This is a genomic window from Pseudomonas sp. CCNWLW23 (assembly GCF_037095675.1).
Lineage (GTDB): Bacteria > Pseudomonadota > Gammaproteobacteria > Pseudomonadales > Pseudomonadaceae > Aquipseudomonas > Aquipseudomonas atacamensis.
The window spans coordinates 104,250-121,245 of the sequence record NZ_JBAWKM010000009.1; the positions used below are offsets into that span (position 1 = coordinate 104,250).

20 protein-coding genes are annotated in these 16,996 nt (G+C 61.0%); all 20 read left to right on the forward strand.

Features of this window, described 5'->3' with window-relative positions; all coding sequences use genetic code 11:
• The first annotated feature begins 127 nt into the window (after positions 1 to 127).
• On the forward strand, positions 128 to 2,389 hold the full coding sequence (locus V8J63_RS13760; RefSeq protein WP_130926906.1) for a phage tail tape measure protein: 2,262 nt from the start codon (positions 128 to 130) through the stop codon (positions 2,387 to 2,389).
• Positions 2,389 to 2,772, forward strand: a complete 384-nt coding sequence (locus tag V8J63_RS13765; RefSeq protein WP_130887800.1) for a phage tail protein — start codon at positions 2,389 to 2,391, stop codon at positions 2,770 to 2,772. Before V8J63_RS13760 ends, V8J63_RS13765 begins: the two co-directional genes overlap by 1 nt.
• The gene (locus V8J63_RS13770; protein ID WP_016771432.1) at positions 2,765 to 2,977 is read left to right on the forward strand and encodes a tail protein X; all 213 of its coding nucleotides are present in this window, start codon (positions 2,765 to 2,767) and stop codon (positions 2,975 to 2,977) included. Before V8J63_RS13765 ends, V8J63_RS13770 begins: the two co-directional genes overlap by 8 nt.
• A 9-nt stretch (positions 2,978 to 2,986) precedes the next feature.
• Positions 2,987 to 4,009 carry a phage late control D family protein gene (locus V8J63_RS13775; protein ID WP_130887801.1) on the forward strand — a complete coding sequence of 341 codons (1,023 nt, stop codon included), beginning with the start codon at positions 2,987 to 2,989 and terminating at the stop codon, positions 4,007 to 4,009.
• A gap of 157 nt (positions 4,010 to 4,166) precedes the next feature.
• Positions 4,167 to 4,751, forward strand: a complete 585-nt coding sequence (locus V8J63_RS13780; protein WP_336464198.1) for a phage tail terminator protein — start codon at positions 4,167 to 4,169, stop codon at positions 4,749 to 4,751.
• Complete coding sequence (locus V8J63_RS13785; RefSeq protein ID WP_016771429.1) at positions 4,748 to 4,930, forward strand: DUF2635 domain-containing protein; 183 nt, start codon at positions 4,748 to 4,750, stop codon at positions 4,928 to 4,930. The genes V8J63_RS13780 and V8J63_RS13785 overlap by 4 nt, the downstream gene beginning before the upstream one ends.
• Entirely contained in the window at positions 4,930 to 6,426 is a 1,497-nt protein-coding gene (locus V8J63_RS13790) for a phage tail sheath subtilisin-like domain-containing protein (RefSeq protein WP_336464199.1), read from the forward strand. Before V8J63_RS13785 ends, V8J63_RS13790 begins: the two co-directional genes overlap by 1 nt.
• A 67-nt stretch (positions 6,427 to 6,493) precedes the next feature.
• Entirely contained in the window at positions 6,494 to 6,841 is a 348-nt protein-coding gene (locus V8J63_RS13795; RefSeq protein ID WP_007908779.1) for a phage tail tube protein, read from the forward strand.
• Positions 6,838 to 7,134: a phage tail assembly protein gene (locus V8J63_RS13800; RefSeq protein WP_122691730.1), complete on the forward strand. Its 297-nt coding sequence runs from the start codon at positions 6,838 to 6,840 to the stop codon at positions 7,132 to 7,134. The genes V8J63_RS13795 and V8J63_RS13800 overlap by 4 nt, the downstream gene beginning before the upstream one ends.
• A gap of 130 nt (positions 7,135 to 7,264) precedes the next feature.
• The gene (locus tag V8J63_RS13805; protein ID WP_130902028.1) at positions 7,265 to 9,031 is read left to right on the forward strand and encodes a phage tail protein; all 1,767 of its coding nucleotides are present in this window, start codon (positions 7,265 to 7,267) and stop codon (positions 9,029 to 9,031) included.
• Positions 9,028 to 10,263 carry a DNA circularization protein gene (locus tag V8J63_RS13810; protein WP_336464200.1) on the forward strand — a complete coding sequence of 412 codons (1,236 nt, stop codon included), beginning with the start codon at positions 9,028 to 9,030 and terminating at the stop codon, positions 10,261 to 10,263. Before V8J63_RS13805 ends, V8J63_RS13810 begins: the two co-directional genes overlap by 4 nt.
• 4 nt (positions 10,264 to 10,267) lie before the next feature.
• Entirely contained in the window at positions 10,268 to 11,317 is a 1,050-nt protein-coding gene (locus tag V8J63_RS13815; RefSeq protein WP_336464201.1) for a phage baseplate assembly protein, read from the forward strand.
• 151 nt (positions 11,318 to 11,468) lie between these two features.
• Positions 11,469 to 11,978 carry a phage baseplate assembly protein V gene (locus tag V8J63_RS13820; RefSeq protein WP_197891661.1) on the forward strand — a complete coding sequence of 170 codons (510 nt, stop codon included), beginning with the start codon at positions 11,469 to 11,471 and terminating at the stop codon, positions 11,976 to 11,978.
• Entirely contained in the window at positions 11,978 to 12,376 is a 399-nt protein-coding gene (locus V8J63_RS13825) for a phage GP46 family protein (protein ID WP_016771422.1), read from the forward strand. The genes V8J63_RS13820 and V8J63_RS13825 overlap by 1 nt, the downstream gene beginning before the upstream one ends.
• Entirely contained in the window at positions 12,366 to 13,409 is a 1,044-nt protein-coding gene (locus tag V8J63_RS13830) for a baseplate J/gp47 family protein (RefSeq protein WP_336464202.1), read from the forward strand. Before V8J63_RS13825 ends, V8J63_RS13830 begins: the two co-directional genes overlap by 11 nt.
• The gene (locus V8J63_RS13835) at positions 13,397 to 13,996 is read left to right on the forward strand and encodes a YmfQ family protein (protein ID WP_130887809.1); all 600 of its coding nucleotides are present in this window, start codon (positions 13,397 to 13,399) and stop codon (positions 13,994 to 13,996) included. Before V8J63_RS13830 ends, V8J63_RS13835 begins: the two co-directional genes overlap by 13 nt.
• A gap of 11 nt (positions 13,997 to 14,007) precedes the next feature.
• Positions 14,008 to 15,168: a tail fiber protein gene (locus V8J63_RS13840; protein WP_130887810.1), complete on the forward strand. Its 1,161-nt coding sequence runs from the start codon at positions 14,008 to 14,010 to the stop codon at positions 15,166 to 15,168.
• A gap of 137 nt (positions 15,169 to 15,305) precedes the next feature.
• A complete protein-coding gene (locus tag V8J63_RS13845; protein WP_336464203.1) occupies positions 15,306 to 15,872 on the forward strand; it encodes a glycoside hydrolase family 19 protein in 567 nt (188 codons plus the stop codon).
• Positions 15,851 to 16,369 carry a lysis system i-spanin subunit Rz gene (locus V8J63_RS13850; protein WP_336464204.1) on the forward strand — a complete coding sequence of 173 codons (519 nt, stop codon included), beginning with the start codon at positions 15,851 to 15,853 and terminating at the stop codon, positions 16,367 to 16,369. The genes V8J63_RS13845 and V8J63_RS13850 overlap by 22 nt, the downstream gene beginning before the upstream one ends.
• Positions 16,370 to 16,436: 67 nt before the next feature.
• Positions 16,437 to 16,937 carry a CinA family protein gene (locus V8J63_RS13855; RefSeq protein ID WP_038861108.1) on the forward strand — a complete coding sequence of 167 codons (501 nt, stop codon included), beginning with the start codon at positions 16,437 to 16,439 and terminating at the stop codon, positions 16,935 to 16,937.
• The last annotated feature ends 59 nt before the right edge of the window (positions 16,938 to 16,996 follow it).

Below are 16,996 nucleotides of genomic sequence, written 5' to 3' on the forward strand. Positions count from 1 at the left end.
CCTCGATATCGTCCCGCTCATTTACCCGGTAAGTGAAGCGGAGATTCTGGAATGGGACGCCGAAAAGGCGTTGCGCCGCTACGACATAGCGATCACTCGCCTTGGCGTGAAACAGGAGTAGAGCGGCATGGCAGAGAGCAAATATGCGCTCACGTACGCCGGTGAGAGCGGCAATGCAACGGACGGATTTTCGTTGCCCGACAACCTCGGCAAACCGCTGCAGGATTTGAATGTGACGCTCGCGTTGGCAAGCGTGGATATTCGTTTGCTGACCCAGGAACAGATCAGGCTTCGCGAGTTGTTGGCAAGCCAGCAATCGCTATTCAAGGCCGGCGCTGCACCGGTCGCGACGAGCGAACCAAAGTCAAAACTCAACGCCGGGATCGAGCAGCGTCCGCCGCCGAAGCTGATGCAGCCGGCGATGGCCAACGAGACTGCGCTGGTTGAACTCAATCAGTTGCTCAAGATGAGCAACGACCAGCTGCAAACGCATTCACAAAGCACTCTGGAACTCGCCAGCGAGAAACAGGTGGCGGCCAGTGGTGCCACCAACGCTGACCTGTTGCAAGTTCAAGTCGCCGCAGCACGATCCGGTATTGCCGATGGCGCCAAGGGTGAGCAACGGGCGAACGAGCTGAAGTGGTTCTCCCGTGATGCCGCGATCAACGCAGCGGCGTTCAGGATGGACGTCAAAACGGCTGGTGAGATGTTGGCGGCCTGGCGTTCATCGCTGAAGCTGGATCGCTATCAGAGCCAGGATCTGGCCGATGCAACGAGCTATCTCGGCAACAGTGGCCTGGATGCCAAGGCCGCCGACATCGGTTCGGTCGTGCAACGTTCCGGCGAGGCTGCAATTACTGCCGGTATGACTCCGGAACAAGCGGCCGCGTTTGCGGCGGCACTGCTCAACAGTGGCGCAGACAAGGAGGGCGCCAGCGCCGCGTTGAAGGGTGTTACTTCGCTGCTGGCGAAGGGCGCAGATGTATCGACCGAGCAACGTACGGCTCTGAGCCAGTTAGGGTTGAATCCCGAATCGTTGGCAGGAGAGATGCGCAAGGACGCTCCCGCTGCCATCAACTCGGTGCTTGCTGCACTCAATAAACAACCGCTGCAAGAACGGGCAACACTGACGAAGACGCTGTTTGGCGAAAACGACGTCAGAGTTCTTGAACTGCTGAAGAAACCAGAGGATGTAAAAAACGCATTCTCCCAAGTGGCCGACAAGCGCCAATACGCGACATCGGAACTGGGCGCCGATTCGGGGGCAGCCGCGAAATCCGCCGAAGTATTTGGCAATACGTCGCAAGGGCGCTGGAATGCGCTCGATGCGAGTCTGACCCGGATGACCACCGCATTCGGCACGGCATTGGCGCCGTTGGCCGATGGTGCCGCAGTGGTGCTCACCGCGCTGGCCAATGGCGTGAGTACTGCGGCGCAGGCTTTCCCGGCCCTTACTGCAGGATTGGTTCTGCTTGGTGCCGCTGCTCTTCCTTTTGTTGGAGGGGCGCTGAAAACCGGCGTTGCGTCAGTCATCGACACCGTTTCCGCGAAGCTGTTGCGTCTGGCGACGACGCGATTGCCCCCCGATATTGCTGATGCCATCGTCGGTGACGATGTCTCTGATGGCGGGCGGAAAAACAAACGAGCGGGTCGTCGACCGGGTCGACGCACGCCGGCCAGAACATCGACGCGCACGACAGTTCCACGCGCCAGTGGGAGCAGTCGTTTGGGGGGGCTCACGGCCAAGGTCGCGCCTCTGTTTGATGACATCAAAATGGGCTTCAAACTGTTCACCGATGGCTTGGGCAACAGCGAGATGGTATCGCGACTCAAAGGCGCCGTTGCCAAGCTTATGCCCTTGGTCGAAAGCGTTGGCGCCAAGGTCATGCCAAAAATCGCCCAAGCGCTGCCGGCGGTAAAACTGGGAGCGCCGCTGGCCATTGCGCACGCGGCCTATACCGGACTGAAAGGTTGGCGCGAAGGCGATGACCAAGCGGTCAAAGGTGCCGCCGGCGAGCTGGCCGGCACTGCCATTGGCGCCACGATCGGTACTTTCATTGCGCCCGGTATTGGGACATTCCTCGGTGGGACTCTGGGCGGAATACTCGGTTCTTACGTCGGTGAACAATGGGGCAAGCCTGCCGAGGACAAACTCGCGCCTCCCGCGCAAGTGGCCAAGGACCTGAGCAACGCTCAGACGCAAAACCAGCAGATCACCTATGCGCCGTCGATTCAGATCAGCGGCAGCGAAATCGCCAGCTCGGAAAAAGTCGGCGCGGTGATCTCTCAAGTGATGCAAAACCATTTCAGTACTCAGTTCATGTCGACAATGAGTACCAACCCCCTCGCCACCCGCCGCGACGCAGCCCTGACCGATGGAGTCGCCTGATGAAACAACAAATGGCACTGGGCAATTTCATCTTCGGCCTGTCGCGCAACTTTGCGTACCACCAGTTGCTGCGCAAGTCTGACGGCGGCTGGACCGAGATACAGATCCTCACCAGCAAACCCAAGTCCAGCCAGACCGGACAGAAACCGGAAACCCTGACCATTACCGGCAAGTCGATGTACGCCGTGGCCATGGATCGACTCGATGAGTTGCGTGCGCTACAGGCGCTGCGTACCCCGCTGCCGTTGATTGATGGCGTCGGTCGCAACTGGGGGTTGTGGCGGATCAATTCGGTTCAGGAAACACAGGGGCAGATCATCGATGACGGCACGGCGATGGTAGTCGATTGGGTCATCGAACTGGCGGAGTTCAACAATGCGTAAAGCACGAAGCGTGGCCGGTGATTCGGTGAATCTGCTGCTCTACCGCGAAACCGGGCGCAGTGATGACGCTGCCGAAGAAGCGCTGTGGAAGCTCAACCCGACCCTGGCCGAACACGGGCCGATTCTGCCCGCTGGCGTGTGGATCGTGCTGCCGGAACTGGATGTGAAACCCGCCGTGGTCAAAGCAGTAACGGCCTGGGATTAAGGAGGTGACATGGCACTGGGATTTACGCCCGCGGTAAATATCTACGGGGCCAACGCGGCCTTGCTCAATCAACGCCTGATCAGTTGGGAGCACATCGATGCCGCTGGATTCGAGTCCGATCAACTGACGCTGACCATCGATCTCGAGGGCCTTGAAGGGCTGCCGAGTCTGGGTGGAAAAATTGGCCTGCAAGTCGGTTATCGAGAAAACGCAATGGTCGATAAAGGCCAGTTCAAAGTGACGCGTCTGACGCCGACGCTGTTTCCGTTTCGCCTCACCCTGGTGGCCACTGCGGCGCCATTCAGCAAGGATGATGAAACCGGCTTCAAGCAGCGCCGCACCGCCAGTCATGGGCCAACGACGCTGGGTGGATTATTTCGCAAGCTGGTGGAGTCGCACGGTTTTTCGCCACGGGTTGCGCCGGAGATTTCGTTGATCCGCATCGAGCACATCGACCAGTCCAACGAAACTGATATGGGTTTCGTCACGCGGCTGGCGAAAAAATACAACGTCGTCGCCAAGCCGTATGGCGATGTCTATGTGCTGGCGCGGCCCGGGCAGACCAAGTCTTTGTCGGGGCAGATTCTGCCGGACGTGACGCTGTCGGTTACCCACAACAATCGCCCCGGTGATCACGCATTCATCAGCGCCACGCTGGAAGAATCGGCCCGCGAGCAGGCCAAGGGCTGCAAGACCTGTTTCTGGGATGCGGCGGCCGGGGTGTTGCGTTGGGTCGAGACGGGCGTAGCGCCGTTCAAGACGCTGCGCCAGAAGCAGCCCAGCGAAGCGGATGCCATCGCAGTAGGCGAGGGCGAAGTACGAAAGATGTTGCGCCACAAGTACAAAGTGAAAATCACCTGCCCGGGCGATCCACGCCTGGCGGCCGAAGGTCTGCTGTTGCTCGATGAGAGCTGGCCGGACTTCATGCGCGGACGCTGGTCGATCGACAAGGTCACCGCCAGCGGCAGTCGCGAGAACAGCTATCGCTGCCTGATTGATGCGTCGTGCCTGGATCCGAAGGCGGAACAGTAATCCTGAACCGAGTGCTTATTCCTGTGGGAGCGAGCCTGCTCGCGAAAGGGGCGTCAGCTTCAGCATCGATGTGACTGATCGACCGCTTTCGCGAGCAGGCTCGCTCCCACAGGGACTGCGGCGTTCACTGTAATTTCTCTTACTTCGGAACACCCCCATGAAGATCACCCCGATCCTCACGCAATTGCGTGGGCAATGCCCTGGGCTTGCCAATCATATTTCGGTGGGTGTCGATCTGGCGTTGCTGCAAAGCAACACCGATCTGCCAACACCTTCGGCCCACGTGCTGCCAATCGCCGATCTGGCCAGCAACAGCACCACCCAAAACCTCACCACCCAACCAATCCGCGACCGCTTTGAAATCGTCCTGGCCCTTGACGCTACCGACGCGACAAAAGCGCTGGATGGGTTGCACGACCTGCGCGCTGAACTGTGGCGCGCGCTGGTGGGGTTCAAGCCCGATGCCGACTACAGCGCCATCGCCTACGACGGCGGCGAGATGGTCTCGATCAACAGCAGCCGTGCCTTCTATCGGCTGCGTTTTTATGCCGAGTTCCAGCTCGGCCGCAATCTGCCAAGTCAGCCTGCGGAGAGTTGGCACGAGCGCGAACTGGACGCTTTGTCGTCCTTTACCGGGATGACGGTGCGGGTCGATGCGATCGATCCGGCCGATCCCAATCTGCACCGCCCGGGTCCGGATGGCCGGGTGGAAATGACTTTCTCTGGAGACGTAACCCCATGAGCAACCGCATCACCGTAGTGCCGGCCGCTGGCCGTGTCGTACCTGACCCGGAGGCGGGCGACCTGTTGCCGGCTGCAGGCCGTGACGTGCTGGACAGCGCCTGGTGGCGCCGGCGTCTGGCCGACGGCGATATCACACTCAAAACCGCAAAAGCGGCTAAACCACAGGGAGCCAAATGATGGCGATCGGATTCAGCAACATCCCGGCGGACATTCGTGTGCCGCTGTTCTATGCCGAAATGGACAACTCGGCCGCCAACAGCGCGACTTCGGCCATGCGCCGTTTGATCGTCGCCCAGGTCAACGACAATATTGCCCCGAGTGAAGTCGGCAAACTGGTGCTGGTTTCCAGCGTGGCGCTGGCGAAAAGCATCGGCGGCCAGGGCTCGATGCTCGCCTCGATGTACGAGACCTTCCGCAAGGCCGACCCGATCGGCGAGATCTGGTGCCTGCCGCTGCACAACACTGAAGGCGCAATCGCCAAGGGTGTGCTGACCCTGACCGGCACTGCGACTCAGGCGGGCATGCTCAACCTGTATGTCGGCGGCGTGCGCGTGCAGGCCACCGTGGTCAACGGCGCCACCGCCGCTCAAGCGGCCACCGCACTGGCGCAGAAAATCAACGCCACTGCCGACCTGCCGGTCAGCGCTGCGGCTGCTGAAGGTGTGGTCACCCTGAACGCCAAATGGACCGGCGACAGCGGTAACGACATCAGCCTGCAATTCAATCGCTTGGGCAAGAGCAACGGCGAAGAAACTCCGGCCGGTCTGACCAGCGCAATCACCGCCATGACCGGCGGCGCCGGTGTGCCGGATCAGATCGCCGCCGTCGCGGCTCTAGGCGATGAGCCATTCGAATTCATCGCCTTGCCGTGGTCCGATCTGGCCACCCTCAACACTTGGCAAGCGGTCATGGATGACAGCACCGGGCGCTGGTCGTGGGCCAAGCAACTGTTCGGTCACGTCTACAGCGCCAAGCGCGGCACCGTTGGCACTCTGGTCGCCGCAGGCCAGGCGCGCAACGATCAGCACATGACCATCCAGGCGCTGGAGCCGGGCGTACCGCAACCGTTCTGGGTTCAGGCCGCCGCGCTGGCTGCGCGCACGGCGGTGTTCATCTCCGCCGATGCCAGCCGTCCGACGCAAAGTGGCAGCCTGCCGGGTGTTGACCCGGCGCCGGCCAGCGAGCGCTTCACCCTGACCGAGCGTCAGTCGCTGCTCAACTACGGCATCGCCACCGCCTACTACGAGGGCGGTTACGTGCGCATCCAGCGTTCGATCACCACCTACCAGAAGAACGCCTACGGCCAGGCCGACAACTCCTATCTGGACAGTGAAACCATGCACCAGTCGGCGTTCATCGTGCGTCGTCTGCAAAACGTGATCACCAGCAAATACGGCCGCCACAAACTGGCCTCCGACGGCACCCGTTTCGGCGCCGGCCAGCCTATCGTCACGCCAGCGACCATTCGCGGCGAGCTGATCGCGCAGTACGCCAAGCTGGAGCTGGAAGGTCATGTGGAGAACGCCGAGCTGTTCGCCGAGCACCTGATCGTCGAGCGCGACGTGCAGGATCCGAGCCGGGTGAACGTGCTGTTCCCGCCGGATTACATCAACGGCCTGCGCGTGTTCGCACTGCTCAACCAGTTCCGTCTGCAGTACGACGACGCGGCCTGATCGGCGCAGTCGGCGCTAAGCATGCAGCCCACCTCGCGTGGGCTTTTTATTTGAAGGGAGAAACACCATGGGTCAACTGATTGCAGGCACCTGCTACGTCAAGGTCGACGGCGCACAACTGACCATCAATGGCGGCTGCGAAGCCCCGCTGATGGCCGTCAAACGTGAAACCGTCGTGCCCGGTTTCTACAAGGAAACCGACATCGCACCGTCGTTCAAAGTGACCGCGCTGCACACCGCCGACTTCCCGCTGAAGAAGCTGATCGAAGGCACCGATATCACGGTCACCTGCGAGTTCAGCAACGGCAAAGTCTACGTGCTGGCCGGCGCCTATCTGGTCGAGGAGCCAGTCTCCAAGGGCGACGACGCCACCATCGAACTGAAATTCGAAGGCATCAAGGGGACCTGGCAATGAGCGGCGCCGTGAAGCTTCAAGTAGCAATCGAAGCCCACGGCGAGCCTCTGACCGAACTCGTTCTGCGCCGTCCGACGGTGCAGGAAGTGCGAGCGATCAAGGCGCTGCCGTACAGGATCGACAAGAGCGAAGAAGTCAGCCTCGACATGGACGTGGCGGCCAAATACATCGCCGTGTGCGCCGGCATCCCGCCGTCGTCGGTCAACCAGCTCGATCTGGCTGACCTCAATGCGCTGAGCTGGGCCGTTGCGAGTTTTTTCATGAGTGCGGCGTCGGCGCCATCACCGACCTGATCGCCGTCGCCTATGACCTGGCCTGGTTCTGGAAGGTTGACCCCGAACAGATGATGGCCAGGCCACTGGATGTGCTTCGCGAATCGCTGGAGCACGCGCAACGGATCAATGCGATGCAGCAGGTGCAGTGATGGCAGACGAAGAGAAGAAAACCCCGAAACCGGTGCTGATCACCGGCATCGATGAACTCTCGCCCAAACTGGGCGCCCTGCGCATGAAGGTTGAGAGTTTTAAAAACAATCTCGAGCAGACCGGCCTCGGCAAACTGGACATCAGTGGTCTGTTCAACGGCGGCAGCGTGATCACGCCGTTTGTAGACGGCATCAAATCGGCCGCAGCGTTCCAGGGCAAATTGAGCGAAGTCAGCGACACGGCGAAAACCGTCGATCTGCCCGCCGCGCCGACTGCTGCCACGCAGAACATGAACGTGTTCAGTGCGTCGATGCAGAAGGTTTCGGCGGCGGTGGACGCTGCCCTGGTGCCGGCGGTGGGGGCTTTGGTGGTCGGACTGGAGCCGATGCTGACGCAGGTCGGCAGCTTGCTCGCCGACAATCCGAAACTGGTCGAGGGCCTGGCGGCGGGGGCGATTGCCTTCTCCGCCATGCAAACCGCGGTCACCGGTATGACGCAGGTGATGGACGTCATGAGCATGGTGCTCAAGACCAACCCGATCATGCTGATCGCCATGGGCATTGCCGTGGCGGCCGGTTTGATCGTGGCCAACTGGACACCGATCAGCGCGTTTTTCACAGGGATGTGGGAAGGCGTGAAAAACATCGGTGCGAGTGCAATGGCGACGTTGCGCTCGGTACTTGACTGGCGGCCGCTGGCGGCACTGGCTGCGCTGTGGGAACCGGTCACCGGATTTTTCTCGGCTATCTGGGACAAGGTCACGGTCGTGACGGCGCCAGTGATCGACTTCTTCAAGTCGGTTTTCGCGTGGTCGCCTGCGGGGATGATCATCGAAAACTGGGGGCCGCTGACCGGTTTGTTCTCGGCGATCTGGGAATTGCTCGAGGCCTTGAGTGTGCCGGTGATGGCGTTTCTCAGAAACCTGTTCGATTTCTCGCCGATGCAGATGATTACCGATGCGTGGGGTGGTGTCGTGACGTTCTTCGAACCGATGTTCACCACGCTGCAATCGGCCGTACAAAGCACCCGGGATATCCTGCGCACGCTGTTCGATTTTTTCCCGATGGAAATGCTCACCAGCGCCTGGGGTGGAGTTGTCGGGTTCTTCGAACCGATCTGGATGGCGCTGCAAACGTCTGTGCAGCGAGTCAGGGGCTTTTTCACCAGCCTGTTCGAGTGGTCACCGCTGGAGCAGATTGCCCAGTATTGGCAGCCGATCGGTGAGGTCTTTTCGGCGCTCTGGGGCGTTGTGTTGGCGCTGTCCGCGCCGGTCGTGGACTTTCTGCACAGTCTGTTCGAATGGAAACCGCTGGATCAGATCATCGAGAGTTGGGGGCCGATCACCGAGTGGTTCGGCGAGTTGTGGCAAAAGCTGCAAACCGTTATTGCGCCGATCAAAGAGCTGTTCGACGGCGGCTTTGCCGGACTGATCGCCAAGGTCACCGGCAAGGTTGAAACTTTCACTGAAGCACAACGCCAGACCAATGCCGAAGGCAAAGGCGAACTGGCGCCGGCGTTCTTCGCTGCCAGTCCGGCGCCTGCTGGCAACGGCACACTGCAAAGCGGTTCGTTGCCACAAACCTCCAGCGCGCTGATCCAGCAAAGCGCCGCCAACAACCGCACGCAGCTCGAAGGCGGGCTGACGGTGCGCTTCGAAAATGCGCCGGCCGGCCTGCGCACCGAACAACCGCAAACCAATCAACCTGGCCTGGCCGTGTCTTCACGCATCGGCTATCGCTCACTGTCGATGGGAGATTCCCAATGAACTGGCGTGATCGTTTATTGCCGGCATCCTTTCGCGGTGTCGGTTTCTGGATCGACCAGGCGAAAACCCCGGTCGGGCGCAAAGGGCAGTTGCATGAATACCCGCAACGCGACCTGCCGTTTTTCGAGGACCTCGGCCAGCAGGCCAAGACCCACGATCTGACCGCGTTCATCATCGGCCCCGATTGCCTCGAGCAGCGCGACAAGTTGCTCAAGGCGCTGGAGCAGGGCCGTGGCGAACTGGTGCATCCGTGGCTCGGACGCCTGCAAGTCAAGGTCGGCGAATGCAACATGACCCACACCCGCCAGGACGGTGGGTTGGTGACGTTCGCCTTGAAGTTCTATCCCGACCAACCCCTGCCGTTTCCGACAGCCACGGTCAGCACGCAGAAAGTGCTGCTGGCCAAAGCCGACGGTCTGCTGGGTTCAGCGGTGGCGCGTTTCGAACAGGCGATGACTTTGATCAAGGCTGCGCGGATCGGCATCACCAACCTGCGCAACAGCCTCACCGGGGTTTACGAGGTGATCAAGGAGCAACTGAAACCTTTGATCGAGCAGTACCGCCAGATCACTGAGCTGGTCAAGGCCGTGAAGGAGCTGCCCAAGGAAGTGGCGGCGGAATTCAAGGGTTTGCTCGGCGATATCAAGGAGCTGAAAGCGTTCGCCAAGGAAGGCTACCGTGGCGTGATAGCCGACGTGTCGCAGCAACTCGAAGCGATTCGCAAGGCTGATGCGCCAAAGATCACCACGGGCAGAGACACCAATGCCGCAGCGCAGGCGATGGCGGATCTGGTGCAGGACACGATGCTGGTCAAAGTGGCGCAGTGGGTGGCGTCGATGCCGGTGGCGACCACGCCGGTGAAGCTGGCGTCGACACCGTCGGTGGCTCAACAGTCGACGTCGCCGGTGAGTCGTCAGGAAGTTCCCGTCAGCGATGACATGCAAGCGCTGCGCACAGCGGTGACTGCAGCGATCGACCCGATGCTGACGAAAGCCGGACCTGCGCACTTCCAGGCCATCAACGATGTAAAGGAAGCGCTCGTGGCTCATCTCAAAGCGGTGGCGTCCTCCGGCGTGCGTCAAGTCAGCAAATCGTTTCAGGAAAGCTTTCCGGCAGTGGTCGTGGCCTACAAACAGTTTGGCGACGCCACGCGGGTCGAAGAAGTGACTCAGCGTAACGCGATTACCCATCCCGGTTTCTCGCCCAACGATGTGAAAGTCTCGCGGGAGTGACGCCATGAACGAGATGGACAATCACGTCACGCTGACGGTCAACAATATGGAATACGGCGGCTGGAAAAGCGTCGAAATCACTGCTGATCTGGAGCGTCAGTTCCGCACCTTCAAGCTCGACATTACCTGGCAATGGCCGGGGCAGGCCGTAGACCAAAGGATCAAACCCGGCGACCCCTGCGAGGTAAAAATCGGCAAGGACCTGGTGCTCACCGGTTACGTGTTCAAAGCACCGATCCGCTATGACGGGCGGCAGATCAGCCTGACCATCGAAGGCAGTTCCAAGACCCAGGATCTGGTCGATTGCGCCGCTCGCAACCTGCCCAGCCAATGGCAGCAACAACCCTTGCTGACTATCGTCCGCGATCTGGCGAGCGAATATGGGCTGTCAGTGGTCAACGAGATCAGCGAAACCACACGCCTGGCCAAACACACCATCGTGCCGGGTGAAACGGCATTCCAGTCGATCGACCGATTGCTCTCGCTGCTGCGGGTGTTTTCCACCGACAACGAGCTGGGCCAGTTGGTGCTGGCCAAACCCGGCAGCGGCGGCCGCGCCAGCGATGCGCTGGAGCTGGGCAAGAACATCCTGTCGGCCAGTGCGCCGATGGATTTCAGCCAGGTGTTCTCCGAGTACCGGGTGATCGGCCAGCAAAAAGGCTCGGATGCGAAAAGCGGCGCGGCGGTCAGCGAAGTCGAGTCGACCGCGGCCGATCTGAGTTTCAAACGGCGGCGCACCACGGTGATCAATGAAGGCACGCAACTGACCTTTGAGTTGGCGCAGCAGCGTGCTCTATGGGAAAGCGCGACCCGCATGGGCCGCGCGCAGACCACCACCTATCAGGTGCAGGGATGGCGGCAGAGCAATGGCGATTTGTGGCGCCATAACACGCTGGTCAAGGTCAAGGATCCGGTGCTGGATTTCGATGGTGACATGCTGATTTCCAAGGTCACTTATTCGCTGTCGGCGCAGGGATCGGTGACCACCTTGCAAGTGGCGCCGCCGCATACCTTTGATCCTGATCCGACTCCCCCGAAGCAAACCCAGGCCTGACGCAGGATCCTGCTGGCGACAATGGCCCCTGTGGGAGCGGGCTTGCCCGCGATAGCGGTCGTGACAACAAATACATTTTTTCCCTGACACACCGCCATCGCGGGCAAGCCCGCTCCCACAGGGTTTGTGTCGACAAAGTCTAAGGAAACCCATGAGCCTACTGACACGCCTGCTGGCGCGCGGCACTGTCGTGCTCGCCAATTCGGCAACCAAGCTGCAATCGCTGCAAATGCGCCTCACCGCCGGTGAAATCAACGACGACCTCGAACACTTCGAACCCTACGGTTTCACCAGCCATCCGCTGGCGGGAGCCGAAGGGGTCGTCACCTTCATCGGCGGCGACCGTTCCCATGCCATCGCCCTGGTCATCGCCGACCGCCGCTATCGCCTGCAAGCACTCGCTGCCGGTGAAGTGGCGATCTACACCGACGAGGGCGACAGGATTCACTTCAAGCGCGGGCGGATCATCGACATCGAAACCGCCACGCTGAACATCCGCGCCAGCAGCGCGGTGAACTTCGACACACCGGTGATCAACCAGACCGGCAAGATCGTCTCCACCGGTGATCAACTGGCCGGCGGCATCAGCCAGATCAAACACGTGCATGTTGGCGTGCAGGCCGGCAACGGTCAGACCGGCGCGCCGGCAGGAGGTCAGTGATGTTCATCAGCCAGAACCTCCATGCCGCACTGACCCGCGCGGTGCTGATCAGCCTGTTCACCTGGCGTCGCGCCGCCGATGACGACGCCCTCGATGACGAGGAGCGCTTCGGCTGGTGGGGCGACAGTTTTCCCACGGTTGCCGACGATCGCATCGGCTCGCGGCTGTGGCTGCTGCGCCGGGTCAAGCTGACCCGGCAGACGCAAATGGACGCCGAGTTCTATGCCCGCGAAGCCCTGCAATGGCTGCTCGACGACGGCCACTGCAGCGCCATCGACATCATCAGCGAACGCCTCGACGCCCAGCGCTTGAACCTTCGCACGGTCCTGACCCTGGCCGACGGTGAGCGTCTGGACATCAACCCCGATAACAGTTGGCAGGTGATCTATGCCGTTTGAAACCCCTTCGCTGCCGGTGCTGATCAAGCGCACCCAAAGCGACCTGGCCGGCGATTCGCTGCGCCAGTCCGATGCGCAAGTGCTCGCCCGCACCCTCGGCGGCGCCGCTTATGGTCTGTACGGTTATCTCGACTGGATTGCCGAGCAGATCCTGCCCGACAAAGCCGATGAGTCAACCCTGGAACGCATCGCCGCGCTGCGCCTGAACCAACCGCGCAAAGCCGCGCAAGTGGCTACCGGCAGCGTCAGTTTCAGCGCCAGCACCGGCGCTGTGCTGGATGTCGACACCTTGCTGCAGTCCGATGATGGACGCACCTACAAAGTCACGGCCGCGCGCATCGCCGTCAGCGGCACTAACAGCACCACGATCGCTGCGCTCGATGCCGGTAGCGTGGGTAATGCCGACGCCGGTCTGACGTTGAATCCGGTGCAACCGATTGCTGGTGTTATCGGTAATAGCTTCATCGTTCAGCCACCTGGCCTCACAGGCGGCGTCGGCACCGAAAGCCTTGAATCGCTGCGCGCCAGAGTCATTCGCTCTTATCGATTGATTCCTCACGGCGGCTCGGCGCAAGACTACGAAACCTGGGCGCTGGAGTGCCCCGGTATTACCCGTGCATGGTGTCGTGGCAACTTCCTCGGCCCTGGCACCGTCGGCGTGTTCGTCATGCGTGACGATGATCCGCAACCGATTCCCAACGAAGAGCAGTTGGCGGAAGTCGAAGCCTACATCGAACCGCTGCGACCGGTGACCGCGGACGTGAGGGTGATGGCGCCGGTACAAGTGCTGGTCAAGTACAAGTTGCGCGTTACTCCGAACACCAGTGCAGTGCGCGCGGCGGTTGAAACCCAATTGCGAGATCTGCACAACCGCGAGGCGGGGCTGGGCGATACGTTGTTGCTCAGCCACATCACCGAAGCCATCAGCAGCGCCACCGGTGAGAGCGATCACAGTCTCATCAGCCCCTCGGCCAACGTTAGCGCCCAAAGCAATCAATTGCTGACATTCGGGGGGTGCGAATGGCTGTCCTGAGAAGTGCCAGACAATACCGGCAGCAGTTGCGCAGCCTGCTGCCCAGCGGTCCGGCCTGGGACCCGGAACGAGTGCCGGAACTCGAGCAGGTTCTTGAAGGCGTCGCTCAGGAACTGGCTCGCCTCGATGCCCGAGCAGCGGATCTGCTCAACGAGATGGATCCGGCTGGCGTCAGCGAACTTGTACCCGACTGGGAGGCAGTGATGAACCTGCCCGACCCTTGTCTTGGTGCCACTCCGCTCTATGACGATCGCCGCCTGGCTGTCCGTCGGCGGTTGCTGGCGGTGGGCAACCAGTCCGCCGCGTATTTCATTGAGGTCGCACGCACCCAAGGCTATCCAGAGGCCACGGTGACCGAATTACGGGTGCCGCGAATGGGGCGTTCGCGGTTCGGCGGCGCGCATTTCGGCACCTGGAAAGGGCAATTCATGTGGTTCCTCAACACCGGCGGCCGCTTGGCTATCGGGCGGCGTTTCGGCGCCAGTTATTGGGGCGAACGTTTCGGCATGTACCCAGGCTCGGCTCTGGAATGCCTCATTCACCGCAGTGCACCGGCGCATACCCGGGTGTACATCAATTATGACTAAGGACTGAATAAATGGATTATCCAAAAAGCGTACCCAGCGTCGGGCTGGTCGATGGCAAGTTTGTTGATGAGAACCCGGTGGCAGGCACGCCGGGATCGTTGATTCCGGCATCATGGGGCAATGCGGTAACCGAAGAAATACTCGGTGTGATCAAGGGCGGTGCGCTCAAGCCCGATGAAGCCGATGTCGGACAATTGCTGACAGCCGTGCGCAAGATCAATCAGGCCGGGCTCCTCGATTTCGCGCTCGATACCGGTACGGCCAATGCTTATGCAGCCAACTATTTGCCGGCACCTGCGACACTGGTAGACGGCATGGTGTTGCGCTTCAAGGCTTTGAATACCAATACCGGCGCCAGTACATTTTCCGTAGCCGGTTCGGTCGCCAAACCGCTGGTTGGTCTTGACCATACTCCGCTTCGCTCCGGTGAAATCGTTGCGACGGGAGATGTCTGGGTGCAATGGAACAGCTCGCTGGGCAGCGGCGCCTGGATTCTGATCGCCAGTACCGGCGTGGCCAGACAGTTGGGGGCCGACGTGGGCGATGTGAAAGCCGTCGCTACCGTAGACGCACCCAGTGGCTGGCTCAAGTGCAACGGACAGCCTGTGTTGCGTACCCAATATGCCAATCTTTTCGCAGCAATCGGCACCCGGTTCGGTGCAGGTGACGGTGCAAATACATTCAACGTGCCGGATTTGCGTGGTGAATTTGTCCGGGGTCTGGACGAGGGCCGTGGTGTCGATCCGGGGCGAGTTCTGGGTAGCAAGCAGGCCGGGCAAAATGCTTCCCACGTTCACGATGTGTCAGCCGCTGCTGCAGGTAACCATGCTCACACGGCGCGCACTGATGCTGCCGGAGTACACGCGCATGGCGGCGCTGTTACCGGCGGAGGCGCATTCAACATCGACACGGTCATGGGCGGGCAGGGGACAATCAACGGCGGCAATACCGCAGGTTCCATCATGGGATCGAGCTCGGCGCCTTTCATCAATCGCAACTTTACAACCAACGCCCCCGCTCACACCCACGGCATCGTGGCGGACGGCAACCATGCGCACAACGTCGGTGTGGATGCCGCCGGGCAACACACGCATACGATCTCGATGGCGGCCGCGGGCGGCAACGAGGCTCGGCCGATGAACACCGCGCTGTTGTACGTCATCAAGTTTTGACAACCGCTCTCCGGAACCCTCATCAGATGGGCCGAGCGTTGCGATAGAACCCTGAAAACTCCAGAAAGAAATGGCTGGCAAGCATCAGCCGCCAACCATGATTCAATCGGGACAACATCCAGGGAGGATCAAGCATCATGCAATTAACTGAAAAACACCTTGTCGACATCATGCCCACCGCCCGCTCCCAAGCGGGCGTTTTCGTTTCGGCCCTCAACACCGCGATGGCCAGACATCGCATCGATACGCCGAAACGTATAGCGGCCTTCCTCGCACAGGTCGGCCACGAGTCGGGACAGTTGCGTTACGTGCGCGAACTGGGCAACAACCAGTACCTGAGCAAATACGACACCGGCACGCTGGCGCTGCGTCTGGGCAATACTCCGGAAGCCGACGGCGACGGGCAAAAGTATCGCGGGCGTGGACTGATTCAGATCACCGGCCGGGCAAATTATCGTCAGTGCAGTCTCGGCTTGTTTGGTGATGAGCGTCTGTTGTCGTTGCCCGAATTGCTCGAGCAACCGCAGTGGGCGGCCGAATCGGCGGCGTGGTTCTGGGCGCAGAAGGGCTTGAATGAACTGGCCGACGCGGACCAGTTCAACGCCATCACCCGGCGGATCAACGGCGGGTTGAACGGTTTGCAGGATCGCCTCGAGATTTGGGCGCGGGCGAGGGCGTTGCTATGTCCGGCTCCTGGCGCGTGATGGGTCTGATGCTGCTGGTGGCCGGGGCGTTTGCAGCGGCCTGGCAGTTTCAGGACTGGCGCTACGGACGGCAATTGGCCGAGCAGGCGCGGTTAAACGCCGAATCCCTCAATCAACTAACGCAGACCGCCGCCACCGCGCAACAGGCCGAGCAGGATAAACGCCTGGCGCTGGAGCAACGGCTCGCGGCGAGTGAACAAACCCATTACCGAGCGCTAAGCGATGCCCAACGTGATCAGGATCGCCTGCGCGATCGCCTTGCTACTGCCGATGTGCGGCTGTCAGTCCTTCTCGACGCCGGCGACGTTGCCCACGGCTGTGCGGTGCCAGCCACCGCCGGCACCGGCGGCGTGGATTCTGCAGCCGTACGCGCCCGACTTGACCCGGCGCATGCTCAACGAATTATCGCCATCACCGACACCGGCGACCGTGGATTGATTGCGTTGCAGGCCTGTCAGGCCTATGTCAGAGCGCTGGCGCCCGAACATCTTGAATGATTCTGTGTATTGAAAGCATGGCCGGCTCGTGTACGGTGAAGGCATTCCACACGATCCGGAGCTCGCCGTGAAAGAGACCACCCAACTGGCTGCAGAACTGGGCCGGCGTCTGCAAGTGCTCAATGCCCATGTCACCACCGCCGAGTCCTGTACCGGTGGCGGTATCGCCGAAGCGATTACGCGGATTCCGGGCAGTTCGGCCTGGTTTGAAGCGGGGTACGTGACGTATTCCAATCGGCAGAAGACCCGGCAGCTGGATGTGCCGGGCGACTTGTTCGAAACGGTAGGGGCGGTCAGTCGCGAAGTGGTCGAGGCCATGGTGCGCGGTGCGCAGCAGCACAGCCTGGCGCATTTTGCCGTGGCGGTCAGCGGTGTCGCCGGCCCCGACGGTGGCACACCGAACAAGCCAGTCGGCACGGTATGGCTGGCCTGGGGTGTTGGCGACGAGGTTTACAGTGAGGTTCAGCACTTCCCCGGCAACCGTGATGAAGTCCGCCGACAAACGGTGAAGGCCGCGCTAGAGGGGCTTGTGCGACTAGCGGCACGAGAAATCGAAAATCAGGGGTAGGCGATCTTCGAACGCTGTGGAATAATACTGGCTACTTATACAGGTGTTGGCCGTCAGGC

What these genes read in the sequence shown, in the direction of transcription:
- V8J63_RS13760 (WP_130926906.1), top strand. Translation starts at nt 128, where the DNA reads ATGGCAGAGAGCAAATATGCGCTCACGTACGCCGGTGAGAGCGGCAAT.
- V8J63_RS13765 (WP_130887800.1), top strand. Translation starts at nt 2,389, where the DNA reads ATGAAACAACAAATGGCACTGGGCAATTTCATCTTCGGCCTGTCGCGC.
- V8J63_RS13770 (WP_016771432.1), top strand. Translation starts at nt 2,765, where the DNA reads ATGCGTAAAGCACGAAGCGTGGCCGGTGATTCGGTGAATCTGCTGCTC.
- V8J63_RS13775 (WP_130887801.1), top strand. Translation starts at nt 2,987, where the DNA reads ATGGCACTGGGATTTACGCCCGCGGTAAATATCTACGGGGCCAACGCG.
- V8J63_RS13780 (WP_336464198.1), top strand. Translation starts at nt 4,167, where the DNA reads ATGAAGATCACCCCGATCCTCACGCAATTGCGTGGGCAATGCCCTGGG.
- V8J63_RS13785 (WP_016771429.1), top strand. Translation starts at nt 4,748, where the DNA reads ATGAGCAACCGCATCACCGTAGTGCCGGCCGCTGGCCGTGTCGTACCT.
- V8J63_RS13790 (WP_336464199.1), top strand. Translation starts at nt 4,930, where the DNA reads ATGGCGATCGGATTCAGCAACATCCCGGCGGACATTCGTGTGCCGCTG.
- V8J63_RS13795 (WP_007908779.1), top strand. Translation starts at nt 6,494, where the DNA reads ATGGGTCAACTGATTGCAGGCACCTGCTACGTCAAGGTCGACGGCGCA.
- V8J63_RS13800 (WP_122691730.1), top strand. Translation starts at nt 6,838, where the DNA reads ATGAGCGGCGCCGTGAAGCTTCAAGTAGCAATCGAAGCCCACGGCGAG.
- V8J63_RS13805 (WP_130902028.1), top strand. Translation starts at nt 7,265, where the DNA reads ATGGCAGACGAAGAGAAGAAAACCCCGAAACCGGTGCTGATCACCGGC.
- V8J63_RS13810 (WP_336464200.1), top strand. Translation starts at nt 9,028, where the DNA reads ATGAACTGGCGTGATCGTTTATTGCCGGCATCCTTTCGCGGTGTCGGT.
- V8J63_RS13815 (WP_336464201.1), top strand. Translation starts at nt 10,268, where the DNA reads ATGAACGAGATGGACAATCACGTCACGCTGACGGTCAACAATATGGAA.
- V8J63_RS13820 (WP_197891661.1), top strand. Translation starts at nt 11,469, where the DNA reads ATGAGCCTACTGACACGCCTGCTGGCGCGCGGCACTGTCGTGCTCGCC.
- V8J63_RS13825 (WP_016771422.1), top strand. Translation starts at nt 11,978, where the DNA reads ATGTTCATCAGCCAGAACCTCCATGCCGCACTGACCCGCGCGGTGCTG.
- V8J63_RS13830 (WP_336464202.1), top strand. Translation starts at nt 12,366, where the DNA reads ATGCCGTTTGAAACCCCTTCGCTGCCGGTGCTGATCAAGCGCACCCAA.
- V8J63_RS13835 (WP_130887809.1), top strand. Translation starts at nt 13,397, where the DNA reads ATGGCTGTCCTGAGAAGTGCCAGACAATACCGGCAGCAGTTGCGCAGC.
- V8J63_RS13840 (WP_130887810.1), top strand. Translation starts at nt 14,008, where the DNA reads ATGGATTATCCAAAAAGCGTACCCAGCGTCGGGCTGGTCGATGGCAAG.
- V8J63_RS13845 (WP_336464203.1), top strand. Translation starts at nt 15,306, where the DNA reads ATGCAATTAACTGAAAAACACCTTGTCGACATCATGCCCACCGCCCGC.
- V8J63_RS13850 (WP_336464204.1), top strand. Translation starts at nt 15,851, where the DNA reads ATGTCCGGCTCCTGGCGCGTGATGGGTCTGATGCTGCTGGTGGCCGGG.